The organism is Bacillota bacterium (genome assembly GCA_040754675.1).
GTDB lineage: Bacteria > Bacillota > Limnochordia > Limnochordales > Geochordaceae > Geochorda.
The window spans coordinates 1-5,463 of the sequence record JBFMCJ010000279.1 but is presented as its reverse complement, the minus strand read 5'-3'; the positions used below and the strand labels follow the sequence as shown (position 1 = coordinate 5,463).

General features: G+C 69.3%; 4 protein-coding genes. 1 reads left to right on the top strand and 3 read right to left on the bottom strand.

Annotation, left to right across the window (positions count from 1 at the left end; all coding sequences use genetic code 11):
- The 3 genes from AB1609_14840 to AB1609_14830 form a co-directional block, all read right to left on the bottom strand.
- The coding region (locus AB1609_14840; protein ID MEW6047734.1) for an ABC transporter ATP-binding protein at positions 1–1,798 on the bottom strand (1,798 nt) is incomplete at its 3' end.
- Between the two features lie 28 nt (positions 1,799–1,826).
- Positions 1,827–3,584 (bottom strand): ABC transporter ATP-binding protein, encoded by a 1,758-nt coding sequence (locus AB1609_14835; GenBank protein ID MEW6047733.1) that lies wholly within the window; start codon positions 3,582–3,584, stop codon positions 1,827–1,829.
- A gap of 25 nt (positions 3,585–3,609) precedes the next feature.
- Positions 3,610–4,266: a GerMN domain-containing protein gene (locus tag AB1609_14830; protein MEW6047732.1), complete on the bottom strand. Its 657-nt coding sequence runs from the start codon at positions 4,264–4,266 to the stop codon at positions 3,610–3,612.
- A 136-nt stretch (positions 4,267–4,402) separates the two neighbouring features.
- On the opposite strand from AB1609_14830, the gene AB1609_14825 reads away from it, so the two are divergent.
- Positions 4,403–5,463 (top strand): sensor domain-containing diguanylate cyclase (locus AB1609_14825; protein MEW6047731.1); only part of this gene is annotated, 1,061 nt, incomplete at its 3' end.

The following is a 5,463-nucleotide window of genomic DNA, read 5'->3' as shown; positions in this document are numbered from 1 at the left end:
ACAGCCGCCAGTACAGCCCCCGGCGCGCCAGCAGTTCGCGGTGCGTGCCCACCTCCCGTACCTCACCCCGGTGCAGCACCACGATACGGTCGGCGTGCACCACCGTGGCCAGGCGGTGCGCCACGACGACGACGGTGCGCGCTTGGGCCATGGCCCGGATGGCCTCCTGGATGCGCGCCTCGGTCTCGCTGTCCACGCTGGCGGTGGCCTCGTCCAGCACCAGTACCGGCGGATCCAGCGCCGCGGCCCTGGCCAGGGCGATGAGCTGGCGCTGGCCCGCCGAAAGCCCCGCCCCGCGCTCGCTGACGATATAGTCGTACCCGTCGGGCAGGGCCTCGATCAGTTCGTGCGCGCCGACCCGCCGGGCCGCCTCCACCACCTGGTCCATCGTGACGCCGTCCACCCCGAAGCCGATGTTGTAGGCCACGCTGCCCGAAAACAGCACCGGATCCTGCAGCACGACGGCGACCTGGCGGCGCAGCCACCCCGTCGGGAGCTCCCGGACGTCCAGCCCATCGAGCAGCACGGCCCCCCGCCTGGCGTCATACAGGCGGCTCAGGAGGGAGATGATGGAACTCTTCCCCGCGCCGGTGGCCCCCACGAGCCCGACGGTCTCCCCGGGTCTCGCCTCGAGCGACACGTCCTTGAGCACCCAGTCCTCCCCGTGGTAGGCAAACCAGACGCCCCGCAGCTCCACGTGCCCCCGGGCCCTTGCCGGCACCGGCGCGGGGCTGGCCGGCTCCGGGATCTCGGTGCGGTCGTCCAGTATCTGGAAGATCCGCTCGGATGACGCCATGGCCGCCTGCAGCACGTTGTACTTTTCGGCGAGGTCCCCGATGGGCTGGAACATCTGGCGGATATACGTGAGAAAAGCGTACAGCACCCCGTACTCCAGCCTCCCGCGGGCCACCTGTACCCCGCCGTACCAGAGGATCAGCGCGAGCGCGGCATTTCCCAGGAAATCCACCACGGGCCGGAAGACTGCAAAGACCGAAAGCTCGCCCATCGTGGCCGCAAAATACTCCGAGTTCTCCCGATCGAAGCGCGCAAGCTGGCGCCGCTCCTGGGCGAACGCCCTGACCAGCCACATGCCGCTCAGGTTCTCGGCCAGGAACGCGTTGACGGAAGCCAGCCGCACCCGCACCCGCCGGAAGGCATCCCTTGCCTTCGTCCGGAAGACCCAGGTGGCGGCTCCCACCGCCGGCAGCGTCGCCAGGCTCACCCCGGTCAGCCGCGGGTCAAGCCGCCCCATCGCCACCACCACGCCCACCAGCACGAAGAGGTCACGGAACAGGCTGACCACGACGGATGTGTACATCTCGCTGAGCGCCTCGGTGTCGTTGGTCAGCCGGGTGACGAGCCGGCCCGCCGGGTGGCGGTCGAAAAACGCGAGGGCGCGGCTCTCGACGTGGCGGAAGAGCTGGCTGCGAAGCCGCATCACGATGAGCTGCCCGGTGCGCTGCAGGACGAAGGTCATCAGGTAGGCCATGGCCTGCGAGGCCAGCACGAGGCCCGCCAGGAGCGCCGCCAGGGCGAACAGGGCCCGCAGATGCTCCCCGGCCGCCGCGGGGTCGGCCTGCGCCCCGGACCGGGAGAACGCCACCAGGTGGTCGTCAATGGCCACCTTGAACACGTAAGGCCGTGCCAGGTCGGCCGCCGTGATGGCCAGCGACAGGACCACGCCCAGGGCCATGGGGAACCAGAAAGGGCGCGCGTAGCTCATCAGGCGGCGTATGAGCCGCCGATCGATGCTCCTCGCGAGCGCCTGCTCTTCGTGAATGTCGACGGCGACCGGCATGTGCTTCCAGGCGACCCCTTCTCACGCCCTACGAGAGCGCAAGCTCGGCTTCCAGCCGCTGTCGCTCGTAGATCCTGGCGTATAGCCCGCCGCCTGCCAGAAGCTCCGGGTGCGTGCCCCGCTCCACGATGGCGCCCTCGTCGAGCACCACGATCTGATCGGCGTCGCACACGGCCGACAGGCGGTGGGTGATGATGATGGCGGTGCGACCCCGGAGCATCCTGCGCAGGTCCTCGAGAATCTGCTGCTCGGTCTCGGCGTCCACCGCGCTCAGCGCGTCGTCGATGATGAGGATCCGGGGGTCTTTGACGAGGGCCCGAGCGATGGCCGTCCGCTGCTTCTGGCCGCCCGAAAGGGCGATGCCCCGCTCCCCGACCAGCGACGCGTACCCATCGGGAAAGGCGGCGACGTCGTCGTGGATGTGGGCGAGGCGCGCGGCGCGTTGCACCCTCTCGTCAAGTGCTCGGCCGTCCGCCTCCATGCCGAATGCGATGTTGTCCGCGATGCTCAGGGAAAACAGGAAGTTGTCCTGCGGAACGTAGCCGATCTGGCGGCGCAGCTCATCGAGACGTATGGTCCGGATGTCGATACCATCATAGAAGATGGTGCCCTCCGGCGGGTCGTAGAGCCGCAACAGCAGCATCGCCAGCGTGCTTTTCCCCGAGCCCGTGCGCCCCACGATCCCCACGACCTGACCCGGCTCCACCGTCAAACTGACCTCCGCCAGCGCCGGGCGGGTCGCCCCCGGATAGGTGAACGTCAGCTTCCGCACCTCGATGCGTCCCGTGAGCCTGCCGGGCGAGACCGCTCCGGGCAGTTCCTGCACGTCCGGCTCCTCCGCAAGCAGCGCCGCAAGGCGATCCAGCGACGCTCGGCCCCGCTGGAGCATGTTGATGAGCCAGCTGATGGAGGTGAGCGGCCATACCAGCATTCCGAGGTACCCTGCGAACGCAACGAAGTTCCCCAGGCTGATCTGGCCCTCCAGCACCAGCCACCCGCCGAACAGCAGCACGATCACGTACGACATCCCCACCGCCGCCTCGGTCATCGGCGCCATGACGGCCCAGACCCTTGCCAGGCGGACGTTCTTGCTCATCTGCTCGGCGGCGACTTTGTCGAACCGTGCCTGCTCCTGGGCCTCTCTGGCCAGGCTCTTGACCACGCGGATGCCGCTGATGTTCTCCTCCACGAACTCCGTCAGCCGGCTGAACCCTTCCTGCACCTCCCGGAACCGCCGGTGCACCTCCCGGCCGGCTCGGGTCAGCCCGTACGCCTGCAGGGCCAGCGGCCCCGCCGCGGCGGCGGCCAGCCGCGCGTCGGCCGTCGCCACCATCATGGCCGTCACCGCCGCCGTCATGAACACCGCGTCCACCGTCAGCACCACGCCCTGGCCGGCCGCCATGCGAACCGCCTGGACGTCGTTGGTGAGGTGAGCCATGAGGTCGCCGACGCGCCGGCGCGCGTAGTAGCCGGAAGACATGCGCTGCAGGTGGATGAACAGCCGCCGCCGCAGCTCCGCCTCGAGCTTGCGGGAAGCCCCCAGCAGGAAGTGCCGCCACCCCCACCGCCCAAGGCTGATGAAAAGGGCAAGCGCCAGGAGCTTTAAAGCGGCACCGGCCGCATACGCGGCGGTCAGGCGGCCTCCGGCGTAGGCGTCGGCCACGCCGCCCAAAAGCCGCGGGATGAAAAGCTGCAGTACGTCAATGAAGATCAGAACCGCCGCGCCGGCCGCGTAGCGCCCGGCGTGGCGCCGCATGAACGCCGCGAGGAGTTGCCGTCCTTGCAACCCTGTCTCCCCTCAGGCGCGCCCTTCACAGCGGAAGGCGTTCCCGCGAAAGTTCGCCGAACAGAAGGCCGTCTCCTGTGAAGGGGTGCTGTTCCGTCCCCACCCGTTCGCCCTCCACCAGCAGGACGACGCGGCGCACCGGCGGCACACCGGTTGCGGTATAGACCACCTGTCGGATCAGGCCGGCGAGGCGCATCGTGCCCGCGGTCTGCTCGAACTCCCGGGAGAAGTCGAGATAGGCCGTGTCGCCTTCGATGCGCGCGCCAAGGAGCCTGGTGCCCTCCGGCACCTGCGTGTACAGGCGTTGCCCGGACGGGCCTTCCAGCAGGGCGGTGATGGCGAGCTTCAGCTGCTCCTCGGGGGTGCTCGGCGCGGGGATGGGGCGTTCGACGCGGACAAGCTCAATCTCGCCGCGGGGAGTACTTCGGGTGAAGTACACCTCCGCCACGGATGACTGGCGTCCCGTCTGAGGGGTCACGGTCAGGCGCTCGCGGAGTTCAGCCACCTCACGGCTCAGTTCCTCGATGCGGCGCGATTGGCGGTCGAGTTCCCGCCGGGTGGAGGCGTAGCCCGCGGCCAGCATGCCGGCCGCTGCGGCCACCGAAAGCACCCCCGCCAGCATTCGCCACCGGATTCCGGGCCGGGCTTGGGTGCGGCCCGCTGTTTTCCCCTGCGAATTCACGCCCTTGATGCTCCCCTCCCGCTGCCCGAGCCCATTTTAACCGCGCGCTTGAGGGGATGACGCCGCCGGATATTCCCGGTATAATCGGTGCAGTTTGGTAGCCGGTTTCAGTTCCCGGGGGCTGGGGGAGGGGTGTATGCCGGCGCGCCTGGCAACGGAGGCCGGTCTCGTCTCGCGCCGTCGGCGTCGCATCTCGGACCGCAGGTTCGCCGTGCTCGTTGCGGCAGGTAGCCTGAGCCTGTACGGCGGCCTGGTCGTGGCGCGGCCAGAGCTGGGGGCCATCCACGCCGTACCGGGCGCTATGCCCATAGCCATCGGGTTCACCTTCGGACCCGCCTGGGGCGGGACGGCCGGCCTGCTGGCCTCTCTTGCGGTCGGTGCAGCGCTGTGCCTCCGGTACGGGTCGGCGTGGGCCCCATGGCTCGTGCCGGACTGGGTCGTCGGGTTCGTGCTCCTCGTCGGGGCGGGCCTGCTCAGCGGGGCGGTGGCGAGGGTCCGGTTCCACCGGACCGTGGAGCTGCTCCACCTCGTACGGGAGCTGCGCCGCGCCCGGGCCGTCCTGGCGGCCCTTTACGAGAGCGGCAAGATCATCACTTCCGAACTCGAGATGGACAAGCTGATCGACCGCCTGCTGCGGCTGGTGCGGGACATGTTCGGCTACCCCAACCCGGCTATCCTCCTGGTGGACGAGGAAGCGGGCGGCCTGAGGCTGGCGGGCGCCTACGGCTATGACGCCCCGGACAACCTCCGCATCCCCCTGGAGAGGGGGGTCACGGGATACGTGGCGCGAACGGGGCTCGCCGTGCGGGTCGACGATGTGACCCGGGACAGCCGCTACATTCCGGGCGTGCGGGGCGCCAGGAGCGAAATCGCCGTCCCCATCCACATCAAAGAACGGGTGCTCGGGGTGCTCAACGTGGAGAGCACCAAGGTGTCCGCGTTCACCGACGAGGACGTACGGGTGCTGCAGATGGTGGCCGACCAGGCCGCGGTCGCCCTGCAGAACGCGCACCTGCTCGGGCTGACGGCGCACATGGCGGTCACCGACGGCCTCACCGAGCTCTACAACCGCCGCTACTTCATCCAGCAGATCGAGCTCAAGGTGGAGCGGGCCCGCCGCACCGGCGCGCCCGTGTCGCTGGTGCTCATGGATATCGACGACTTCAAGCACTTCAACGACCAGTTCGGGCACCTGGT